This window comes from Algimonas porphyrae (assembly GCF_041429795.1).
GTDB classification, from domain to species: Bacteria; Pseudomonadota; Alphaproteobacteria; order Caulobacterales; family Maricaulaceae; genus Litorimonas; species Litorimonas porphyrae.
In genome coordinates this window covers 1900717-1919325 of the sequence record NZ_CP163424.1, presented here as the reverse complement: position 1 = coordinate 1919325, position 18609 = coordinate 1900717, and the positions used below count along the sequence as shown (strand labels likewise).

The 18609-nt window shown below is 57.4% G+C and carries 21 protein-coding genes and 3 tRNA genes; 1 reads left to right on the top strand and 23 read right to left on the bottom strand.

The window, feature by feature from the left end:
- Positions 1-44 precede the first annotated feature (44 nt).
- The 18 genes from AB6B39_RS09265 to AB6B39_RS09180 all read right to left on the bottom strand — a co-directional run bounded on the left by AB6B39_RS09265 (position 45) and on the right by AB6B39_RS09180 (position 14369).
- Positions 45-1955, bottom strand: coding sequence for an ATP-binding protein (locus AB6B39_RS09265; protein WP_371398530.1), 1911 nt, complete (start codon positions 1953-1955; stop codon positions 45-47).
- Between the two features lie 104 nt (positions 1956-2059).
- Positions 2060-2136: transfer RNA gene (locus AB6B39_RS09260), tRNA-Pro, on the bottom strand.
- Between the two features lie 47 nt (positions 2137-2183).
- A complete protein-coding gene (locus AB6B39_RS09255) occupies positions 2184-2651 on the bottom strand; it encodes a DUF192 domain-containing protein (RefSeq protein ID WP_284368876.1) in 468 nt (155 codons plus the stop codon).
- Between the two features lie 68 nt (positions 2652-2719).
- A tRNA-Glu gene (locus tag AB6B39_RS09250) sits at positions 2720-2794 on the bottom strand.
- A gap of 91 nt (positions 2795-2885) precedes the next feature.
- Positions 2886-4652, bottom strand: a complete 1767-nt coding sequence (gene recJ, locus AB6B39_RS09245) for a single-stranded-DNA-specific exonuclease RecJ (RefSeq protein WP_284368877.1) — start codon at positions 4650-4652, stop codon at positions 2886-2888.
- Positions 4649-5611 (bottom strand): class II fructose-bisphosphatase, encoded by a 963-nt coding sequence (gene glpX, locus AB6B39_RS09240; RefSeq protein ID WP_284368878.1) that lies wholly within the window; start codon positions 5609-5611, stop codon positions 4649-4651. The genes recJ and glpX overlap by 4 nt, the downstream gene beginning before the upstream one ends.
- Before the next feature lie 88 nt (positions 5612-5699).
- On the bottom strand, positions 5700-6917 hold the full coding sequence (locus AB6B39_RS09235) for an LL-diaminopimelate aminotransferase (RefSeq protein WP_284368879.1): 1218 nt from the start codon (positions 6915-6917) through the stop codon (positions 5700-5702).
- Positions 6914-7255, bottom strand: a complete 342-nt coding sequence (locus AB6B39_RS09230) for a hypothetical protein (protein ID WP_284368880.1) — start codon at positions 7253-7255, stop codon at positions 6914-6916. The genes AB6B39_RS09235 and AB6B39_RS09230 overlap by 4 nt, the downstream gene beginning before the upstream one ends.
- Positions 7256-7306: 51 nt before the next feature.
- On the bottom strand, positions 7307-8341 hold the full coding sequence (argC, locus tag AB6B39_RS09225; protein ID WP_284368881.1) for an N-acetyl-gamma-glutamyl-phosphate reductase: 1035 nt from the start codon (positions 8339-8341) through the stop codon (positions 7307-7309).
- Between the two features lie 76 nt (positions 8342-8417).
- Complete coding sequence (gene rpsI / locus AB6B39_RS09220) at positions 8418-8918, bottom strand: 30S ribosomal protein S9 (RefSeq protein ID WP_284368882.1); 501 nt, start codon at positions 8916-8918, stop codon at positions 8418-8420.
- Positions 8919-8921: 3 nt separating this feature from the next.
- A complete protein-coding gene (gene rplM / locus AB6B39_RS09215; RefSeq protein ID WP_284368883.1) occupies positions 8922-9392 on the bottom strand; it encodes a 50S ribosomal protein L13 in 471 nt (156 codons plus the stop codon).
- Positions 9393-9562: 170 nt separating this feature from the next.
- Complete coding sequence (locus AB6B39_RS09210; RefSeq protein ID WP_284368884.1) at positions 9563-10588, bottom strand: COX15/CtaA family protein; 1026 nt, start codon at positions 10586-10588, stop codon at positions 9563-9565.
- A gap of 62 nt (positions 10589-10650) precedes the next feature.
- Positions 10651-10727 (bottom strand) — tRNA-Pro (locus AB6B39_RS09205).
- 64 nt (positions 10728-10791) lie between these two features.
- The gene (locus AB6B39_RS09200) at positions 10792-11352 is read right to left on the bottom strand and encodes a MerR family transcriptional regulator (RefSeq protein ID WP_284368885.1); all 561 of its coding nucleotides are present in this window, start codon (positions 11350-11352) and stop codon (positions 10792-10794) included.
- A 29-nt stretch (positions 11353-11381) separates the two neighbouring features.
- Entirely contained in the window at positions 11382-11705 is a 324-nt protein-coding gene (locus AB6B39_RS09195) for an integration host factor subunit alpha (protein ID WP_284368886.1), read from the bottom strand.
- Positions 11706-11779: 74 nt separating this feature from the next.
- A complete protein-coding gene (locus AB6B39_RS09190; protein WP_284368887.1) occupies positions 11780-12748 on the bottom strand; it encodes a beta-ketoacyl-ACP synthase III in 969 nt (322 codons plus the stop codon).
- Entirely contained in the window at positions 12745-13797 is a 1053-nt protein-coding gene (plsX, locus tag AB6B39_RS09185; RefSeq protein ID WP_284368888.1) for a phosphate acyltransferase PlsX, read from the bottom strand. The genes AB6B39_RS09190 and plsX overlap by 4 nt, the downstream gene beginning before the upstream one ends.
- Positions 13798-13835: 38 nt before the next feature.
- Positions 13836-14369 (bottom strand): ubiquinol-cytochrome C chaperone family protein, encoded by a 534-nt coding sequence (locus AB6B39_RS09180; RefSeq protein WP_284368889.1) that lies wholly within the window; start codon positions 14367-14369, stop codon positions 13836-13838.
- A 126-nt stretch (positions 14370-14495) separates the two neighbouring features.
- Here AB6B39_RS09180 and AB6B39_RS09175 point away from each other — a divergent pair, with 126 nt between their 5' ends.
- The gene (locus AB6B39_RS09175) at positions 14496-14993 is read left to right on the top strand and encodes an outer membrane protein assembly factor BamE (protein ID WP_284368890.1); all 498 of its coding nucleotides are present in this window, start codon (positions 14496-14498) and stop codon (positions 14991-14993) included.
- A 13-nt stretch (positions 14994-15006) separates the two neighbouring features.
- Here the strand turns inward: AB6B39_RS09175 and thiL are convergent, their stop codons facing one another.
- From thiL to AB6B39_RS09150, 5 genes are read right to left on the bottom strand one after another with little or no spacing between them, the layout of a single operon-like run.
- Positions 15007-15843, bottom strand: a complete 837-nt coding sequence (thiL, locus tag AB6B39_RS09170) for a thiamine-phosphate kinase (RefSeq protein WP_284368891.1) — start codon at positions 15841-15843, stop codon at positions 15007-15009.
- A 56-nt stretch (positions 15844-15899) separates the two neighbouring features.
- The gene (gene nusB / locus AB6B39_RS09165; RefSeq protein ID WP_284368892.1) at positions 15900-16388 is read right to left on the bottom strand and encodes a transcription antitermination factor NusB; all 489 of its coding nucleotides are present in this window, start codon (positions 16386-16388) and stop codon (positions 15900-15902) included.
- On the bottom strand, positions 16385-16822 hold the full coding sequence (gene ribH, locus AB6B39_RS09160; RefSeq protein WP_284368893.1) for a 6,7-dimethyl-8-ribityllumazine synthase: 438 nt from the start codon (positions 16820-16822) through the stop codon (positions 16385-16387). The genes nusB and ribH overlap by 4 nt, the downstream gene beginning before the upstream one ends.
- 3 nt (positions 16823-16825) lie before the next feature.
- The gene (ribB, locus tag AB6B39_RS09155) at positions 16826-17968 is read right to left on the bottom strand and encodes a 3,4-dihydroxy-2-butanone-4-phosphate synthase (RefSeq protein WP_371398529.1); all 1143 of its coding nucleotides are present in this window, start codon (positions 17966-17968) and stop codon (positions 16826-16828) included.
- 17 nt (positions 17969-17985) lie between these two features.
- The gene (locus AB6B39_RS09150; protein ID WP_284368895.1) at positions 17986-18606 is read right to left on the bottom strand and encodes a riboflavin synthase; all 621 of its coding nucleotides are present in this window, start codon (positions 18604-18606) and stop codon (positions 17986-17988) included.
- Positions 18607-18609 lie beyond the last annotated feature (3 nt).

Sequence of the window (18609 nt, the reverse complement as noted above, 5' to 3'; positions counted from 1 at the left end):
AGCCGCCGCCGCCCTCGCTGGCAAGATGCGTAACGATATCGCGCCTAGCTATCCCTGTGAAACGCTGCATTCAGAAGATTGCGAACGTCGCTCAGCGCCTGTGCCTTGCTATTGGGATGTGCGGGCGTCGTTGGCCGAACTGGCGCACCCTGATGCTGCGCCACTGGGATATGCCCTTGCGAATGGTGGGGCTGTCCTTGCACCTGACCGGGCGCAGGCTGCGTAGGCACCGGTGCGGTCTGGTGATGCTCCGGGTTTCGGCTACGACTCTTCCAGCTGCCATAGACTTTCGCCATGAGTTCTGGCGTCGATGTGTCCCGCCGCCAAAGCTGAGAGAAGGAGGCACTGGAACTGTGCGGCCTGTATTCTTCGGGAAGATTGTTCAGCAGGACCCGCATCGGCAAATTGACGGCCTCACCGAACACCATGGCTTCCGCCGTCCCGAGCGATGGCAGGAAAGTCAACAACTCGGTCGCACCATCCGGAACGGCGGCGCGAACGAAGTTCTGATCGACTTCATTGGTCAGACGCATCGAGAAGATAGTCGAACATTGTGACAATGTACTCGGTTCGAGTTCAGAGGGTCGCTGGGAGATGATGCCCAGCGATACGCCATATTTCCGACCTTCTTTCGCGATGCGCGATATAATCCGACGGGTCGCGTGAAAGCCCAGCTTCGGGTCACGGGGAATGTAACGATGCGCCTCCTCACAGACGAGTAGAATTGGTATTTGCCGTTCTGACCAGCTGGCGAGTTCGAAGGCCAGACGACTGACGACGGAGACGACGACATTGAGGGTTTCGGACGGAATTGAAGAGAAATCGAGAATGGAAATCGGCTTGCCATTGACCGGCAGACGGAAAATCCGGCCCATGATCGATTCCAGCGCCTGTGGTTTGGCCTGGTTGCGAAAAATGAAGGCATAACGCGGATCGGCGATCAGCATTTCGATACGCCGCTTCAACCGCTTATAGGGCTGCAGGTTCGAGTTGTTCTCGAGTTTCCCCATATCGTGATGGATCAGCTTGACCACATCGCGGATGCGATAGGGCACCGGACTGTCCAGCGATATGTGGGACGCGCGTTGCAGTTCATGCTCAATATCGTCCAGCTTGACCTGGGATGTGATTTCTCCACGCTGCATGGCACGTTCGAACAGGCGCTTCGCCTTGAGAATCGCATCGTGAAGGATCTCTTCTTCCTCCCGGGCATGTTCTTCGATTTCCGACGTCAGCAATTCGACGGTTTCAACGAAGTCAAACATCCAGATCGGCAGGTCGAGCGTCTCCCCCGTAATCACCTCCGCAAGGTCACCGAAGCTTTTCGAATATTCATTATGTGGATCGAACAGCACGATATGGCCGGCGGGATTGCTGCGCAGAATAGCCTGAAGCACAAGGGCAACCGTGCAGGATTTACCCGAGCCCGTCGAACCGATGATCGCAAAATGTTTGGACAGCATGTCATCAGTGCGAACTTTAGCAACGATCGAGCCGTCCTGCTGCAAACGACCAATATCGATACATTCGGAGCGTTCGCGCGCGAAAATCAGCTGCAGATCCGATGGCGACATGGTGTAGACCGCCTCGTTCAGGACCGGATACGTCCGAACGCCCCGGAAAAATTTTGTCTCGCGTGTTGTCGGGTTCGTCGTGATCTCGCCCAGAATGTTCAGCTTGGCCATGCAGCCATCATTCAGACCGTCATCATCGGTCGCTCCAATCTCCAAGGATGACACCATCGCGACGACGATTGAGTCGCTCGTCAGAATTTTCAGAATGGTGCCGATCTGCGCCAGATGCAGCTTATTATCACGAATGATCGTCTTGTTCAGCGAGATGACGACTTCAGACGATGCGACCGTGAGGATTTGCCCAACTTCAATTTGACCCTGCCAGCGCCGTGTACCGGCACTCGGTGCGGTGGCCTGCTTCAAACTATTTGGTGGGGACATAGCGATTCCTCTTCGAGAAACGCTAGGCCACAGGCATTAACCGTTACTTACGTTGTGCCACTGGGCACAGCCGTTTTGACAGGTCGGATGTAAAAGAAAATGTCTGGTCGGGGAGACTGGATTCGAACCAGCGACCCTCTGTTCCCAAAACAGATGCGCTACCAGGCTGCGCTACTCCCCGCGCCAGACGAAGCGGCTCATAGACAAATCACGCGCTCACGCAAGCGTTTAGCTGCCGAAAAACGGATGTTTTACCACATCGCCGGGCTTGATACCCAGTTCCAGTGCGCGGCCACCTTTCAGCTCGACAACGGCAGCGATGACAGCTTCGGAGCTGGCAGAGCGCTCCTTGAAGGGCTGTGCAAGATGTTCGATCTTCAGAATTTCGCCATTAGACCGCACGAACAGGATATCGAGCGAAATCGCCGTATTCTTCATCCAGATCGTCGCGACTTTGGGCTCGGCAAATTCGAAGATCATGCCGTCATTCTCGCCCATGGAATCGCGCCACATCATACCGCGCGCCTGTTGGTCGGCTGTTTTCGCCTCTTCCACCATGAAGTCATGAGTCGCCGTTTCGGTGACGATCGACAGCGGTTGCGGCTCGCCAAAGTCGACAACATCGTCCTGCGCGGTCTGCGCAAAGGCCGGTGAGGCAAAAAGCATGAAGGCGAAAAGCAAGATCAAACGTGTCATGCACACGCATCTAGCCAGACAGGTCAATGCTGTCAGGTCAAAATCGCATCATGAAAGAGAAAAGCAACTGGCAGTCCCTAGGGGAATCGAACCCCTCTTTCCAGGTTGAAAACCTGGCGTCCTAACCGATAGACGAAGGGACCACTCAGTTGCGATGCGCCATATATGAAAGCGCGTTTGGGCTTTCAAGCGAAAAACCGTGTCAGAGGGCGGTGTTTTTGCAGTCGCGGACAGTTAATCGGCCCACGCCAAATCCTTTAGCTGGAAATCGGCGCTGTCCCGGCCTTGCCAGCTATTGCGTTTAACCTGACCCAGCAAATGGAGATGTCGCTCTCCGGCGTCGAGAAGCGTCTGCCCCAGTGACGTTTCGTCACCCTGAAAGAGAATGCCGGACACCGATGCGCCGCCTCTGTCCTGCGCGGTGAACCGCACATGTCCGCCCTGCAACCGTTTGGCGAAGCTGACCCTTACATCGGCCACGATGAAAACGGGCGATGGGTTTTGCGGTCCATAAGGACCAACTTTCTCGATGGCGTCAACCAGAGACAGATTTACAGCGGCAGGTGATAAAACCCCGTCCACTTTGCTGACCGGTGATTGGCTTGCTTCCGCAACCTCTGCAGACAGTTGGCTCTCAATCCAGTCCGAAAAGGCGGCAATGCGGTCTTTCCAGATTGTCAGACCACCCGCCATGGCGTGACCGCCGCCAGCCTCCAGTAACCCGGCCTTCAAAGCCTCAGTGAAGCGGGTGCCGAGATCTACGCCTTTGATCGACCGGCCTGACCCTTTCCCAACTCCCTCTTCATCGATACCGATGACGATAGCCGGGCGTTCGAAACGGTCTTTCAGACGTCCTGCGACGATGCCGATAATGCCGGGATGCCAGCCTTCCATGGCGACAATGATCACAGCGCGGTTATCTTGCCGCTCCGCCTGCTCGATTGCGGCACGAACCATATCATCCTGCAAGCCACGCCGCTCGCGATTTAGCCGATCAAGCTCGATCGCATGCGAATGTGCCTTGGATTCGTCGTCAGTCGACAGCAGTTGCGCGCCCATTTCGGACTTCCCGATCCGTCCGCCGGCATTGATCCGCGGACCCAGCACGAAACCGAGATGGTAAGAAGAAAATGGTGGCGCAATGTTGGCAATGGCGGAGAGCGCATTCAGTCCAGCGATACGCTGCCGGTCCATGACTTTCAGCCCTTGCTTTACGATGGTCCGGTTCAACCCGACCATCGGAACGACATCGCAGACTGTGCCGAAGGCGGCTAGTCCGAGCAATTCGCGGATATCGAGTGCGGGAGTCATCCCACGCTGCTTTGCCGCACGGTTGAGCGCGACAATCAACAGGAAGGTCACGCCCGCTGCTGCCAGATGGCCCAGCCCGCTCTGGTCGTCAGGGCGATTCGGGTTGACGATCGCCTCGGCAGGAGGAAGTCCGTCCATCAAGTGATGGTCGATGACGACGACAGGAAGATCGATCTCGGCGGCCCCGTGCAAAGCATCATGCGCCGCGGCGCCGCAATCCAGTGTCACGACAAGTTCTGCACCATCCGCTTTGAGTTTTTCAAAGGCCTGACGGGATGGCCCATAGCCATCACGAATACGGTCGGGGACATGCAGGCCGAAATCAAAGCCCAGCCCGCGTCCCCACCGGATCATCTGTGCCGCAGATGTGCCGCCATCGACGTCATAATCGGAAAACAGGACGATGGTCTTCCGTGCTTCCATCGCATCAAGGATCGTCGAGACGGCCTGATCCATTCCCGCCATGGATGACGGATCAGGCAGATCCGCTTTTAACATTGGTTCGAGAAAACCCGCAGCCTTCTCGGGCGTGACATGGCGACCCGCCAGCAAGCTGGCCTGGATCCGATCCAACCCGGCCTGCTGCTGCAAAGCCGTAACGGCGGCATCCTCTGCGCGCGGGACCCATTTCCGTCCGCGCTCGGAGCGTTCGACTCCGAGCACGGCTGGCTGAGCGTGCTGAGAGGTCATCCCGCCATATAGGGGCGTGACGAGCGGAGGCGCTGAACGGCATTGTCGACGGAGTTCATTACCAGCGTGTGCGTATGCGCCCGCCCATTCTTGATCTTCACGCCGTCCAGCAGAGACCCTTGCGTGACACCAGTCGCAGCGAAGATCGTTGGCCCGGATGCCAGCCCTTCCAGATCATAGATGGCGTCCAGATCATCAATGCCGACCCGGCGTGCGCGTCCGATCTCGTCATCATTGCGAAAATGCAGGCGTCCCTGCATCTGTCCACCGATACAACGGAGCGCCGCTGCAGCCAGAACACCTTCCGGTGCCCCGCCCTGACCGATATACATGTCGGTCTGCGTATCCGGGTCGGTCGTGCTGATGACACCCTGAACATCGCCGTCCGTAATCAAACGAACGCGGGCGTCGATATCGCGCAGGCTTTCGATGATATTTGCATGCCGGGACCGGTCGAGAACGCAGACCGTGATTTCTGATGGGGCCACGCCTTTAGCGCTGGCTAGACGTTTTACATTATCTGCAGCGCTGTCTTCGATATTGATGATCCCCGGATCGAAGCCGGGGCCGATCGCAATCTTGTCCATATAGACATCTGGCGCAAACAATAACCCGCCCCGCGGCGCGAAAGCCATGACGGCCAGCGCATTGGCCATGGCCTTGGCGGTGAGTGTCGTGCCTTCGAGCGGATCGAGAGCAATATCGATCGCCGGTCCCTCACCTGTACCGACCTCCTCGCCGATATAGAGCATTGGTGCCTCGTCGCGTTCCCCTTCACCAATTACGATACGACCTTGAATATCCAGTGCATTCAGTCCTGTCCGCATAGCATCGACAGCTTTCTGGTCGGCCGCCTTTTCCCGGCCCCGCCCGACCATTGTTGATGCCGCGATGGCCGCCTGTTCCGTGACCAGCGCGGCCTGAACGGCTAGCCCTGCATTAAAGCCTGTGACGCTCATCCCTCTGATCCCTTCAGAATTCCCTGTAGTTCGATAGCCGATTCCGGCTGCGCCCTAGCACAGCTCCGTTTTCAATACAGGATAGGTTTTACGCGCCGACGCCGTCGCGTATCATCATCTGTTTGATGTTGCGCGCCGCCTGACGAATACGTTGCTCGTTCTCGACCAGCGCAATCCGCACATAGCCCTCGCCATTCTCGCCGAAACCATTGCCGGGAGAGACCGCGACCGAGGCATTGCGCATCAGATATTTAGAAAATTTCAGTGATCCCATCTCCTTATAGGCATCCGGCAGCGGAACCCACGCGAACATGGAGGCATCGGGCGACGGAACCTCCCACCCCGCCCGCGCGAAGCTCTCTACCATCACATCGCGCCGCGCCTTGTAGGTCGCGCGCGCCTCCGCGACCGGTTCCTGCGGCCCGTCCAGCGCCGCGCATGCCGCGACCTGAATGGGTGTGAAGGCCCCGTAGTCGAGATAGGACTTGACCCGCGTCAGCGCCGCGATCAGCCGCTCATGCCCGACGGCGAAGCCCATCCGCCAGCCTGCCATCGAATAGGTCTTGGACAGGGAGATCGTCTCTACAGCCAGAATATCCCAGGCCCCCGGCACTTCGAAGATCGAGCGCGGCGGATCGCCGAAATAGATCTCCGAATAGGCGAGATCCGACAGGATGATGATATCATTGGCTTTTGCGATCGCCACGATTTCTTCCAGAAATGCCAGATCACATGTGTGGCCCGTCGGGTTGGAAGGAAAGCACACCACGATCGCCAGCGGCGGCTTATCCGCGTCCGCCAGCGCCTGTTTCACGCCCGCCAGATACTCCTCGGCAGTGATAGCCGGAATGCCCTGAATTACCGCTCCGGCAATGATGAAGCCGTAGGCATGCAGCGGATAGGACGGATCGGGCGCGTAGATCACATCGCCCGGCGCCGTGATCGCCTGCGCCAGATTGGCAAAGCCTTCCTTGGAGCCGATGGTGGCAATAATTTCCGTTTCTGGATCCAGGTCAACGCCAAATCGGCGGTCATAATAACGACCGCAGGCCTCACGCAGACCCTTAATGCCACGCGAGGCCGAATAGCCGGTGACACGCGGTTTCTGAACGGCCTCAATCATCTTGTCTATAACGTGGGGAGGCGTCGGCAGGTCAGGGTTGCCGAAACCGAAATCGATAATATCGGCCCCCTCGGCGCGGAGTTCGGCCTTCAACTTGTTGACATCGGCAAATACATAAGGCGGTAAACGCTGGATGCGGTAGAATTCCTCCCTGAAGGTTCGATCTGGAACAGGCCAGTTCATGACGGATCATCCCTCTGGTAAGCCTTGGCCTCCGTCTGAGCAGCGTCGAAAGCGGCGTTAAATTCGTCTTCGGTCATGGCTTCGCCGTCTTCTGGCGCATCGAACGCATCGAAAAGTGCTTCCATCTCACGCGCATCCTGATCCCACTCCGCTCCGCTGCGAACGCCGGCAGGGAGGTCCGGGGTTTCATCCAGCGACGGATAATCCGGATCCAGCGCCTTGATTTCGTCTGAGAAGTCGGACTGCCCCATAAATTCGAGTGATGGCAGATCGACACTGGCGCAAGCCGACAAGGCGGCAGTAGCCGATAGGAGAAGGATGAGGCGTAAATTCGTCATTTGTCTAGACTAGCAAGATTAGGGCGAAGGTCATGTGAAACTTGGCATAGATCATGGGAAAAGCGCGGTTGCACTTAATCCCAAAGTCTCGTCCCATCCCTGCGTCAGATTATAGTTTTGCAAGGCCTGTCCGCTGGACCCTTTCACAAGATTATCGATGACGGAAACGATAATGGCGCGACCCTCGACCCGGTCTGGGTAGATACCGATCCGTGCAAGATTTGTCCCGCGCACGTGACGGCTTTGCGGCACGCTGTCATCGGTCGCGACCTGTACGAAAGGATCCGCGTAATAGCGATTTGCATAGCTATCTCTAAGGGTTTCGAGTGTCGTGCCGGGCGTCAGTTCGACATAGCACGTCGAGATCATACCCCGGTTCATCGGGACAAGATGCGGCGTGAAACTGATCGATGAGCAATGATCGCGCTCGCGTAACTCCTGTTCGATTTCAGGGGCATGTCGATGGTTTCCAATGCCGTAAGCGTGCGACCCGTCCGACAGTTCGGAAAAGTGCAGACCCAGTGTTGCCTTGCGCCCCGCCCCCGTCACGCCTGTCTTGGAATCGACCACAATATGCCGGTCCGCGATCAATCCCGCTTCGATGCCTGGCAGGAGAGCCAGCAATGTGCAGGTAGGATAGCACCCCGGACATGCGACCAGTCTAGCGCCGGGCAATGCGTCGCGCGCAAATTCTGTCAGACCGTAAACGCGTCCGGATAGCAGGTGCGGATGCTGATGCGGGGTACCGTAGACCCGCTCGAAAGCCTGGCCGTCAGACAGTCTGAAATCAGCGGAGACGTCGATCACGGTTTCGACCGACTCCAGCGCTGCTGCGATCGCATTCTGGCCCGTCGAGTGCGGCAGGCAGGAAAAGACGACGTCGATATCATTCAGATCGATGTCGCTGATTCGGCGAGTCTCCGGCAGATCCTGCCCCGAGAAATGGGGGTAGACAGACGCATAGGCCTCGCCTGCGCGGCTGTTGGCCGACAGGGCCTTGATGCGGATCTGGGGGTGTTCGAGCAACAGCCGGACAGCCTCAGCCCCTGTGTACCCGCTGGCTCCGAAAATCGCTGCGTTTTTCATCTATTGCCCCAAAGAAAAAAGGCGCCACGGAAAACCGAAGCGCCTTGAGACATAACCTTGAAAGCTATGTGTTGGTTTAGCGCTTCGAGAACTGGAAGCTCTTACGGGCTTTCGCCTTACCATACTTCTTACGCTCGACGACACGTGAGTCGCGCGTGATAAAGCCGGCAGCTTTCAACGGACGACGCAGAGCGGGCTCGTAGTATGTCAGCGCCTTGGTGATGCCATGACGAACTGCACCGGCCTGACCGGAGAGGCCACCGCCCTTGACTGTCGCCGTCACATCATAGCTGTCGACGCGGTCTGCGACCTGAAAGGCTTGCGCAATGATGAGGCGCAGAACGGGGCGGGCGAAATAGACTTCCTGATCGCGACCATTGATCGTGATCTTGCCGGACCCCGGCTTGATCCAGACACGGGCAATGGAATTCTTCCGCTTACCGGTCGCATAGGAACGACCATGGTCATCGATCTTGGGCTCAGGCAGCGGCGCATCGTCTGCGGTGGGTGCAACAGCGGTGCCGTCCATGACGGATTTCAGGTCCTCGAGAGAGGTTGCGACTTGTTCTTCGGCCATGGGTTAGGCTCCCTTGACGTTCTTGCGGTTGGCCGATTTGAAATCGACCGTAACGGGGTTCTGTGCGGAATGCGGATGATCCGACCCTGCATAGACACGCAGATTGGACAGTTGCTGGCGGGCCAGCGGTGATTCTTTTGGCAGCATGCGCTGAACAGCTTTGCGCATGACACGATCCGGGAAACGGCCGCCGAGCACTTTAGCCGGTGTCGTTTCTTTCAGACCGCCGGGATGACCCGTGTGGCGGTAATATTTCTTGTCCGTCAGCTTGTTGCCGGTGAACCGCACCTTATCAGCATTGATGATAATGACATTGTCGCCACAATCGATATGCGGCGTGTAGTCCGGACGGTGCTTGCCACGCAGACGCATGGCAACGAAGGATGCGAGGCGACCGACGACGGCGTCCTCTGCATCGACGACGATCCAGGTCTTTTCGACCTCCGCCGTCTTCAGGAATTTGGTGGTTTTCATTTCGTCCCCGAAAGTAAAAGGTGAAAATGACGAAAGGCCCGCTGTTCGGCGGACCTTGGGATTAAGGTTGGTGCCCAATACGGACCGCGTGACAGAGCGTCAAGACTTAAGCGCACGCTTACGCCCAAGAAAGCCAATAAAAAACAATGATTTAGTAAAAAGGTATATAATTACCGTATCTTTTTCCAGCGTGATAGCATCCACACAGCCACGATAAAGACAATGATCGAACTGAATTGATGCAGAAGCGCCAGATTAAGCGGGGCAACAGCGAGAAGCGTCCAGATACCAAGCCCGACCTGCCAAATGAGGCACAGCCCCAGCATGAAAAGCGGTAGTCGCATGACCCGGCTGCGGCGATAGCGAAACAGCACCGCGAAAAACAGAACAAGAATGATATAGGCCAGCATCCGGTGATTGAACTGGATTGCCGCCGGGTTTTCGAAAATATTGCGCCAGAAAGGGGACTGTATCCAGTAACCGGACGGGACGACATCGCCGTCCATCAGAGGCCAGCTATTATAGGTCTTGCCACTATCCGTTCCGGCAACGAAAGCCCCGGCCATGATCTGTACGTAGATCAGCACGAGCAGCAATGGTGGCAACCAGCCTCGCGGGGCACTGACCGTTCGGTTCCACCCACGCCAGGCTTCGATCAACATCCAGAGCAGCAGTCCCAGGATGATGAACGCCATGCCGAGATGAATGGCGAGACGATACTGGCTGACAGCGACCATGCCCTCCTGCAGTCCTGAATGCACCATCCACCATCCGATCGCACCCTGAATGCCGATCAGGATCAGGATTCCATAAAGCCAGACCCCCCGCCCTGCCGGGAGCTTGCGCTGCAATGTCAGAATCAGCAACGGCAGAGCAAAAACCAAACCGATGATGCGGCCCAGCTGGCGATGTGCCCATTCCCAGAAATAAATGAATTTGAACCCTTGCAGATCCATATCCGGATGCTCGGCCTCGAATTCGGGGATCAGCTTGTAGCGCTCGAACTCGGCAATCCAGTCCGCCTGTGTCAGCGGCGGCAAGGCACCCGTGATCGGAGCCCATTCTGTAATTGACAGTCCAGAATTGGTCAGACGTGTCGCCCCACCGACAATGATCATCGCCGTAACTAGCAGGACCATGAAGGCCAGCCATCCGGTGACCCAGCGCGGAACTTGCTTGTCGAAGGAAATAGCCATGCTGGGAGTATAGTCCCTCGGTCGGCGAAAGCGCTGCGACAAAGGCAGCGCGAAAAGACAAGTGGTCGGAGTAGCAGGATTCGAACCTGCGACCCCACGCCCCCCAGGCGTGTGCGCTACCGGACTGCGCCATACTCCGCGCCACTTGTGCGCGCGGGCTATAGTCGCGTCAAAGGCAGGCCGCAAGACAGCAAACGCGGTCGCTATCCGGCCTTATCGAAGTCGTTCCAGCTTTCTCTGAGCGTTTCCAGGCGCGACAAGGCGTCCTGAAGCCCGGAAACATCTATAGCAGGGGCTGGCTCGGGCGCGATCGGGGCCGGCTGCGTATCGGCTGCGATGTCAGCAACGCTTGGTTCGGGATCGGATTCGCGGGGTTCGGCTATGGGATTGACGATTGTTTCCACCGGATCGGGTTGCGGCTGCGCCTTGTCGATCCGGTCCGGGACGAGAGTCGTATCTGAGAGATCGCGATCCCGCGAAGCCTGTTCCACGGAGCGCCCCAGATTGATGATGCGCGCAGCGCCGCTCTTCGCGATCAGTTTCTGAACATCCTTGATCGGATGCTTCTCATCGTGAAGCAGGGTTTTAATCCCGCGAATGAATTCGATGTCTTCGGGACGGTAGAAACGTCGTCCGCCGCCCCGCTTGATCGGTTTGATGTCGGAGAACTTGCTTTCCCAGAACCGCAAGACATGCGGCTGCAACCCGAGCTCTTCGCCCGCTTCGCTGATGGTTCTGAATGCGCGTGTCGTCTTCGCTCGCATGGAAAAGTCCTATTGCGAATCGGACTCTATCACCGTTTGGGGCTTAATGCCGAATCGACCCGTTCGCGCAGCACCTGACTGGGCTTGAACACCAGAACGCGACGCGGCGTAATCGGCACTTCGACACCCGTCTTGGGGTTGCGACCGATGCGTTCATTCTTCTCGCGCAGGAGGAAGGTGCCGAAGCCGGCGAGCTTCACATTCTCGCCTTTCAGGAGAGCCCCTGAAATGTGACCGATGACGGACTCGACCAGCTCGGCAGAATCAGAGCGGGACAATCCGATTTCACTGTAGACAGCCTCGGCCAGATCGGCCCGCGTGACGGTTCCAGTATTGACGGTTTTGCTACCCATGGAGGCGTTAAAGCAAATCCCCACCCCTATCTGCAAGGCTTAACTTGCTGGAAAAGTCGAAAAAATGTTCTTTTTCAGTAGCGAAGCAAGCATGCACCCCAAGTGAACCCTCCTCCAAAGGCTTCCAGCATCACCGTATCGCCGCGCTTGATGCGTCCATCACGCACGGCAGCGTCCCATGCCAGAGGAACACTCGCCGCCGATGTATTGGCATGTTCGGACACGGTGGAGATCACCTGTTCCGGGCGCAGCTTCAACTTCCTCGCGACGGCGACAAGAATGCGCTGGTTCGCCTGATGCGGGACGAACCAGTCGATCGTGGGAACGTCCTGCCCGGCCTCTTCTGCGCATGTCCTGATAATCCCGGCTATGTCGGTCACAGCATGTTTGAAAACGGCGTTGCCGAGCATGCGCAACTTGCCGACGGTTCCGGTCGCGGACGGACCGCCATCGACATAGAGCATGTCGCGATGTGAGCCATCGGACCGAATCACGCTGTGGATGACACCGTCCTGCGTATCCGCAGTCGCCTCCAAAATAATTGCACCGGCGCCATCACCGAACAGAACACAGGTTCCGCGATCATCCCAGTCAAGGATACGAGAGAAGGTTTCCGCACCGATCAGCATGATCCGCTTATGCGCGCCGGAGCTGATCAGGGCGTCCGCCAGATGAATGCCGTATAGAAAGCCCGAACAGACGGCCTGAACATCGAATGCAGCACCATGACTGATTCCAAGCCGGTGCTGGATCATGGTCGCCGTTGAGGGGAAAGTCAGATCAGGCGTCGATGTTGCGACGAGGATGAGATCAAGTTCATCGGCGGACATGCCGGCATGTTCCAGAGCCCGAAGCGCCGCGTGATAACCGAGATCGGATGTCGTCTGGCCTTCGGCAGCGATGTGGCGGCGTTTGATACCTGTCCGTTCCCGGATCCATTCATCCGACGTGTCGAGACCGAGCTCATTCGCGAACTCGGCATTCTCCATCACCCGCTCGGGCAGGTAACTCCCAATACCTCGGACAACGGAGCGGATCGTCATGGAATAAAGCCTATATTATCGTCTTCATCGTGCAAGGCGTCGAGCCGTTCATCGATAGCATGCATGAAGTCCGTTTCAGCCAGACCGATCGCGATATTGACGGCATTGGCGAAGCCGATGCGGTCCGTTCCGCCATGGCTTTTGATCACGATACCGTTCAGGCCAAGAAAAACGGCCCCATTGACGCGCCGCGGATCGATCCGCCGTTTCAATTTGAAGAGAGCGAATGCATTCAGCCAGGTCGTGATTTTGGACCATAGATTGCCTTGTAGCGCTTCGTTGAAGAAGGTCCCGATCAGCTTCGCCGTCCCCTCAGCCGTTTTCAGCGCGATATTGCCGGTAAAACCGTCCGTAACAATGACATCGGCAGAACCCATGGAGATGTCGTTGCCCTCGACATAGCCGATATAGTTCAGGCCCAATTGGCTCTCAGATAGGCGTTCATGGGCGGCTTTCAGTATGGCGTGGCCTTTCTGATCCTCGGTCCCCACATTGAGCAAACCGATGGAGGGCTGCTCTTTTTTGTAGATCGCCTTGTAATAGGCTTCGCCCATCACGGCGAATTCGGTCAGTTGCGCCGGATCGACATCGATATTGGCACCCACATCAAGGACAACGGATACACCATTCTGTTTTGGCCATGCTGCAGCCAGAGCAGGCCGCTGAACCCCCTGTTTCATGCGGAGTTGCAGCTTGCTCATGGCCATCAGAGCCCCGGTATTACCGGCAGACACGGCAATTTCGGCGCGTTTGGCTTTAACGGCAGCGACGGCGTTCCACATTGAACTGTCTTTACCACGCCGCAAAGCCTGCGATGGCTTGTCATCCATCGAGACGACTTTGTCCGTATGCACCACTTCCGAGCGCTCACGGGTGCGAGGGTTCTTAGCCAGAAGAGGTTGAAGTTGCGCCTGATCCCCGTGAAGGAGAAAACGTGCTCGACGTCCCTGCCCCTCATGGGTCAGAAAATATTCAAGCCCGCGGATCACCATATCGGGCGCGTCGTCGCCGCCCATCGCATCAATCGATATGACCAAACCATCCAGCATCGGGCTGCTATAGTGTCCCTGTGACGTGACGCATAGCGCTAAACCGAAGGAAAGGAAAAACGCGCCTCAGTGAGAGCCTTCATCGGCTGCTGATGCAGATTATCTAGCCACGCCACCATATAGGTCGACAAGCGACGCTGAAAATCATCCGGCGAGTCGCTGGTTTCCAGGTCGAAGATTTCGCTTAGACGTTCCTTCGCCGCTTCGGACTGCAAGGCCTCAGAATAGGCTTTAAGCCGATCATAGAAATGGCCGATCATCGGCTTAATGCGCTTCTTGACGCCGGTATCCGAAATGCCCTCTTCTCTCAGAGCGATTTCAAAATCGTCTTTCATTTCATCAAAAAGCGCTTGGCTCAGCAATCGTCCATCGTCTCCTTCCTCGCGCAGTCGTTCCATCATGACGGCGAAATGTATCGCGATGGCGTCGATGCGGCCGTCATATGTGTCTTCCAATTTCCCGTGTCCATAGAAGTCCGTGTCCCGGGATTGTTCCAGCAGGCGGAAATAGATGCGACGTGCATCACGACGCTCGGGCAAATCGCGCCCCATAAGGCGACCAAACAGTCCCATCTCTTAATCCTCCGTCATCTACCGCGACCCACGCTTGCACGGCTCCACAGGTCCGGCTATCGGACGCCCATCGGGATGCCGGGCCAGTTGGCCAGATGTGCGGGCGCCCTAATGGAGAGACGGTTCATGCGCAAATCGGTTGCCGCATTAATGCTGACAAGCGTTTTGGCTCTATCGGCCTGCAATCCAATTCTGCGGACGCATGGCTATGTGCCGACGGCGGACGCGAAACCGCAGGCAATCAACCCCAACACAGACACGAAAGCGAGTGTCCTAGCTTCGCTTGGTAGCCCGTCTGTCGAAGGCACGTTCGACGAAGACGTCGAAGAAGACACCTGGTACTACATCAACCAAGTACGTGAACGTTACGCCTATCTGCGACCGCAAATTCAAGAGCAGTCCGTTACGATGATCAGCTTCAATGCGGATGGCCAAGTCACACGCGTTGCAGAATATGGCATCGAAGACCGCCGGATCATCAACTATTCCAATAGGGAAACGCCGACACGCGGTCGCGAACTCTCCGTACTGGAGCAGATTTTCGGCACGATTGGCCGGATCCCGACAGACCGGCTTGGCGGCGATCAACAAAATGTTCCCGGCGGACCAGGCGGACCCCGCTAGCCCTCCTGCTTAACTAGAATGTGTGCCGGTAGCCTTTTCCCTGCACGGGCTCACCGTCGATTGAAATCCCTTCACCCGGAACCACATGCCCGCAGCGCGTGACGGGCAGACCGATTGCGTCTGCGCCGGATCGGATGGCGGCTTCAGCCGATGGCGGGGCTGTCAACAGAAGCTCATAGTCGTCACCAAAGTCAGCGTGGCGGATATAGTCCATCGCGAGGTGAACACCACTCGCCTCCGCGATATGCCCCGCTTCGCTATACAGACCATCCGAAATATCGGCGCAGGCCGTTGCGACCTGTCGCAAGGTCTTCCGAAACAGAAAACGGGGTTCGGGACGGAGATAGGCTTCTTCACAGGCAAGACGATCTTCACCGGATAGGAGGCGAACGTCCGGATCGCCCATCACGACTTTCAGTCCGGTTTCGGCGCGTCCCAGAACGCCGGTATACCAGACATGATCGCCGGTTTTCGCGCCGCTACGCGTCACCATTTCTCCTGTCGGCACGACACCATAAACGTTTGCCGATGCGACCAGCGGGCCTTTGGTCGCCGTCGTGTCGCCGCCGAGTAGCGGGCAGTCGAAACTGCGCTGGGCATCATGCAGGCCACTGATGAAGGCGGCTGCCCACTTATCATACCGCCCCGAAGGCCAGGCCACTGCCAGCATATATCCGATGGGCCTCGCGCCTTTAGCTGCAAGATCGGACAAGGCGGTTCTGAGAAGTCGCTCGGAAAAGTCTCCTCCGATGCGCCCCTTGGGAAAGTGAACCCCCTCAACCATCGTATCGACCGACAGAACCAGATCGTGCCCGACAGGAGCGCTCAGGAGCGCAGCATCATCGTTCAAGTTTAAGGCACCCGGGCCGGCCAAGGGGCGGAGCATAGCGATAAAGTCGCGCTCATTCACTCCGTCGGACTGTCAGTGACGCCCGGTATCGCGAATTCTGCCCGCCGAACCGATTTCGCAATTCCATCCAGCACGGCATTGACCATGCCGGGTTCCTTGCCATCGAAAAAGTCCGATGCGATCGAGACATACTCATCGAGTATCACGGCGGCAGGCACATCGGGCCGCCAGCTGATCTCATAGACGGCGGCGCGCAACAGGGCACGAAGCGTCATGTCCAAGCGTCGCAAAGGCCACTTTTCCGGCAGTTGCGCTTCGAGAAGACCGTCGATGGTCCCCTGCTCCCGCACAACACCTTCGACAAGGGCTTCGAAGAATGGTTCATCGGCCGCCACCATGCCGTCTTCATCCTCGAACCCGAAGCGATGGTTGAGAAATTCGAAGATGACAGGCTTGGTCGTCGCCTTGGTCAAGTCCATCTGATAGAGCGCCTGAACACCTGACAATCGGGCCTGGCGCCTCAGCTTGGGCGTGGAGCCACTCATGAGACTTGGCCTTCATGCAACTCGTTGCGGATCTCGACCATTGTCATGGCCGCGCGGGCCGCGAAACCGCCCTTATCCTTGCGCGTCTTGTCGGCCCGCGCCAATGCCTGTTCTTCATTCTCGACCGTAATGATTCCGTTTCCGATCGCCAACTGTCCATCAACCGCCAGATCCATGATCGCGCGCGCGCTCTCCTGACAGACATAATCGTAGTGGGTGGTTTCTCCCCGTATCACGCAACCGAGAGCGACATAAGCGTCATATCCTGCCTGAGCCTCTTCGGCGAAGCTGATCACATGGGGGATTTCCAGTGCACCAGGAACCGTGACCTGGAAGATCTCCGCCCCAGCAGTAGCCAGCGCATCCAGCGCTCCGTCAAGCAGCATATCCGAAATTGGCTCGTAGAAGCGGGCCTCAATTACCAGGACTTTCATCGCTCAGGTCCGTGTGTTGGTCAGCGGGTGAAGGCCGACAATTTCAAGATCATAGGCATCCAGACCGATCAATTTCGGCATGGAGTTCGACAGCAAAGTCATCTGGGTGACGCCCAGATGGGTCAGGATTTGTGCGCCGACGCCATATTCGCGGACCGTCTGCTCCTTGCGATCGACCGTCGACTGGTGCGCGCCAAGCCGTTCCAGCAAGGAGTTGATCGAACCTTCCCGGATCAGAACCAGCACGGCATGACCCTCATGGTCGGCGAGTGTTTTCATTGCGTCCCAGATCAGGCCTGAGCGCGGGCTATCCTCGGACAAAACGTCTCCAGCGAAATCGATCTTGTGAACACGCACAAGAGACGCCTCACCAGGTGTCGCCTCGCCCCGGGAGAGCGCGACATGTTCTTTGCCGTCGAGAAGGTTGCGATAGACGTGGATGTTGAACGCATCGCCGCGCTGCGAGGTAAAGTCCGAACTCGCCACATGGGTGACGAAGTGATCCCGTTCGAGCCGATATGCCACCAGGCTTTCGATGGTACCGATCTTCAGCCCGTGAAACTGCGCGAACTTAACCAGATCATCGAGCCGCGCCATCGTGCCGTCATCATTCATGATCTCGCAGATGACGGCGGACGGGTTCAGCCCTGCCAGACGGGAGATATCCACGGAGGCTTCTGTATGTCCCGTCCGAACCAGCACACCGCCTTCCTTGGCGATGATCGGGAACATGTGACCCGGGCTGACGATGTCGTCGGCGCGGCTATCCGGGTCAATCGCAACCTGGATCGTCTTGGCACGGTCGCCTGCGGAAATCCCTGTGGTGACACCTTCCCGGGCTTCGATCGACTGGGTGAAGGCCGTTTCAAAGCGTGACTTGTTGTCTGCGCTCATATTACGCAGACCAAGCTCGTCCGCGCGCGTGCCTTCGAGGGCCAGACAGATCAGTCCGCGCCCATACTTGGCCATGAAGTTGATCGCATCCGGTGTTGCAAATTGCGCCGGAATGATAAGATCGCCCTCATTTTCGCGATCTTCCGCATCCACGAGGATGTACATCCGCCCGTTGCGCGCATCGTCGATGATCTCTTCCGGCGTGGCGAGATTATAGACCTCCTGGAAGGTCGCTTCGTTCAGTTGGGTCAAACCCACTCCTTACCGTTTCAGGCTTTCATATGCTGCAGGTAGCGCGCCACATAGCGAGCGATGACATCGATTTCCAGATTTACCTCGTCTCCGGGCTGCAAATCGCCCAGTGTCGTCACCTCAGCCGTGTGGGGAATGATGTTGAGCATGAACGCACCGTCACTGACATCATTCACTGTCAGCGAAACGCCGTCGACAGTAACTGAGCCTTTAGGCGCAATTGCAAAGGCCAGCGCATCAGGCACTGCGATATGAAACCGGGTCGAGCCCGCGACGGTCTCACGCGACAGGCAGCGGGCCGTCTGGTCGACGTGTCCCGTCACCATATGCCCGCCCAGTTCGTCCGCGCCGGTCAGGGCACGTTCCAGATTGATCCGGTGACCGGGTTCCCATTGTCCGAGCGTCGTCTTGTCCAGACTTTCATCCGACACATCAAAGGCGTACCATCCGGTCCCTTTGTCGACGACGGTCATGCAGGCGCCGGAATGAGCAATGGACGCACCGATATCGATCGAGGCCGTATTGTAGCCCGTTTCCACGACCATCCGCGTATCGCCCCAGGCTGTTTCCCTGGCCGACCCTGTTATGCGCGTGACCTCACGCAACCGACCCACATCGGTAATAATTCCCGTAAACATGGT

Coding starts and splice junctions, on each gene's coding strand:
- AB6B39_RS09265 (WP_371398530.1), bottom strand. CDS start 1,955: ATGTCCCCACCAAATAGTTTGAAGCAGGCCACCGCACCGAGTGCCGGT.
- AB6B39_RS09255 (WP_284368876.1), bottom strand. CDS start 2,651: ATGACACGTTTGATCTTGCTTTTCGCCTTCATGCTTTTTGCCTCACCG.
- recJ (WP_284368877.1), bottom strand. CDS start 4,652: ATGACCTCTCAGCACGCTCAGCCAGCCGTGCTCGGAGTCGAACGCTCC.
- glpX (WP_284368878.1), bottom strand. CDS start 5,611: ATGAGCGTCACAGGCTTTAATGCAGGGCTAGCCGTTCAGGCCGCGCTG.
- AB6B39_RS09235 (WP_284368879.1), bottom strand. CDS start 6,917: ATGAACTGGCCTGTTCCAGATCGAACCTTCAGGGAGGAATTCTACCGC.
- AB6B39_RS09230 (WP_284368880.1), bottom strand. CDS start 7,255: ATGACGAATTTACGCCTCATCCTTCTCCTATCGGCTACTGCCGCCTTG.
- argC (WP_284368881.1), bottom strand. CDS start 8,341: ATGAAAAACGCAGCGATTTTCGGAGCCAGCGGGTACACAGGGGCTGAG.
- rpsI (WP_284368882.1), bottom strand. CDS start 8,918: ATGGCCGAAGAACAAGTCGCAACCTCTCTCGAGGACCTGAAATCCGTC.
- rplM (WP_284368883.1), bottom strand. CDS start 9,392: ATGAAAACCACCAAATTCCTGAAGACGGCGGAGGTCGAAAAGACCTGG.
- AB6B39_RS09210 (WP_284368884.1), bottom strand. CDS start 10,588: ATGGCTATTTCCTTCGACAAGCAAGTTCCGCGCTGGGTCACCGGATGG.
- AB6B39_RS09200 (WP_284368885.1), bottom strand. CDS start 11,352: ATGCGAGCGAAGACGACACGCGCATTCAGAACCATCAGCGAAGCGGGC.
- AB6B39_RS09195 (WP_284368886.1), bottom strand. CDS start 11,705: ATGGGTAGCAAAACCGTCAATACTGGAACCGTCACGCGGGCCGATCTG.
- AB6B39_RS09190 (WP_284368887.1), bottom strand. CDS start 12,748: ATGACGATCCGCTCCGTTGTCCGAGGTATTGGGAGTTACCTGCCCGAG.
- plsX (WP_284368888.1), bottom strand. CDS start 13,797: ATGCTGGATGGTTTGGTCATATCGATTGATGCGATGGGCGGCGACGAC.
- AB6B39_RS09180 (WP_284368889.1), bottom strand. CDS start 14,369: ATGGGACTGTTTGGTCGCCTTATGGGGCGCGATTTGCCCGAGCGTCGT.
- AB6B39_RS09175 (WP_284368890.1), top strand. CDS start 14,496: ATGCGCAAATCGGTTGCCGCATTAATGCTGACAAGCGTTTTGGCTCTA.
- nusB (WP_284368892.1), bottom strand. CDS start 16,388: ATGAGTGGCTCCACGCCCAAGCTGAGGCGCCAGGCCCGATTGTCAGGT.
- ribH (WP_284368893.1), bottom strand. CDS start 16,822: ATGAAAGTCCTGGTAATTGAGGCCCGCTTCTACGAGCCAATTTCGGAT.
- AB6B39_RS09150 (WP_284368895.1), bottom strand. CDS start 18,606: ATGTTTACGGGAATTATTACCGATGTGGGTCGGTTGCGTGAGGTCACG.